The sequence below is a fragment of the Vibrio sp. 704 genome (genome assembly GCF_033339295.1).
Genome location: NZ_JAWOUH010000074.1, coordinates 1 through 1,378, shown reverse-complemented (window position 1 = coordinate 1,378; position 1,378 = coordinate 1). Strand labels below are relative to the sequence as shown.

Annotated in this window: 3 protein-coding genes; all 3 read right to left on the bottom strand. The window is 46.2% G+C overall.

What is annotated here, in order from left to right; translation table 11 throughout:
- Positions 1 to 391: cache domain-containing protein (locus R7R24_RS24520; RefSeq protein ID WP_318119700.1), on the bottom strand; the 391-nt coding region annotated here is incomplete at its 3' end.
- A 179-nt stretch (positions 392 to 570) separates the two neighbouring features.
- Positions 571 to 957, bottom strand: coding sequence for a DUF393 domain-containing protein (locus R7R24_RS24515; protein WP_318119699.1), 387 nt, complete (start codon positions 955 to 957; stop codon positions 571 to 573).
- A gap of 1 nt (position 958) precedes the next feature.
- Positions 959 to 1,378, bottom strand: a 420-nt coding sequence (locus tag R7R24_RS24510; protein WP_318119698.1) for a DUF4344 domain-containing metallopeptidase, incomplete at its 5' end; no start/stop codon positions are given.

Sequence of the window (1,378 nt, the reverse complement as noted above, 5' to 3'; positions counted from 1 at the left end):
CTTGAATCAGGTAATTACCTTTCTTGTCTTGCAGGTTATAGAAGTTCTCACCGATGCCTTTGTCGTTCTTGCCGACCACAACACGGACGCCTTTGGAGTTGTAACCGAAGATGTAGCCCGTTTCACCAAATTCCAGCTCTCGTAAAACGGGAAGAGCTTCTTCTAATGTCGCATTTCTCTTGAGTAGCGGTTCAATCGCTGAGCGAGCCATCTGAACATAGTTTTTCAGCTCGGCTTTTTTCATCGCCATCATGGTGGTGTGGGTCTGATCAATTTGCTGTTGGTTATAAGCGTTAGTTTGCAGGTAGGTGAACCACATCATACCTAGTGCAATGGTGAGTACTGGAATGATGGAAAGAATATACAGTCGCTTTCTTATGGTTAGATTCATAGAGACTTCCTTACTTCTCGGCGCAGCGTTACGAAAAGGCAAAATTCAATCGATTTGCCGGATAAACATATGGCTATTTATTTTTGTAGTGATTGCAGATTAACCGACTTAGTAGGAGAGAAGTACTGGAAATGCACGATTTATCGCGAGCGTATTAACATTTTCAAGCGTGATCACAATTACCGAGAGCAGCGGCCAGAATTACAACGAGAAGTGCCCGTTAACCAATATGAGATGCGATACCTATTTTGGGCGAAGCGCAGATAAAGCCAGTCCGAAACAGGTCTGATGAGTGGCCAGCGCAGCGGTGCATACAACCAACCTCGTCCAACAAGTTGCCAAGCTCGGTAGGTCACATCCAGCCCGAAGAGTAAATTTCCGTGGTTGTCCAAGGCATGCAGAATGGTGTTGGCGCGATCAGGGTCGATTTGCGGGTAGGCCGAAAAAGCGTCGCTGTAAATATCAACGGTGTTTATCTCTTGCTCATGATCGTGTTGGCGTAATGCCTTCATCTCTTTGGCGCACAGTGGGCAAGTGCCGTCGTAGAAAATAGTCAGTTTAGTCATATCAATTCGTCATTGCATTGGGGCTGCTTGATGGTTTCTCGCTGCTTTTACGTGGCGATGCTTCTTTGGGTTCATTGTGCTGCAGGTAGTGCTGCCAGTTAGTGCGAATGTTTTCGTAATTGTATTGGCAGAAGTCTTTGCGATCTCGAAGGTAGTCTTTTTCAACTTCGTCGAGTAACGATTTGTACTGTTCAGGATCGCTGCCATACACCAAGCACAAAGTGGAGAAGTAACGCTGCAGGTCAAAACTGTGTTCGTCAATGTACTCGCCAAAATCGTAATAGTCGGGTCTGTCATCGGACTCAAACGCAAACATGTCGGCGGCACTGATCGCCATATCGACGCCATCGTCTAAATAGTCGATCAGTAAAATAGTGGCGAAATTGTCAACGGCATCTTCTTCTTTCCCCACCACAGGCAT

Coding starts and splice junctions, on each gene's coding strand:
- R7R24_RS24515 (WP_318119699.1), bottom strand. CDS start 957: ATGACTAAACTGACTATTTTCTACGACGGCACTTGCCCACTGTGCGCC.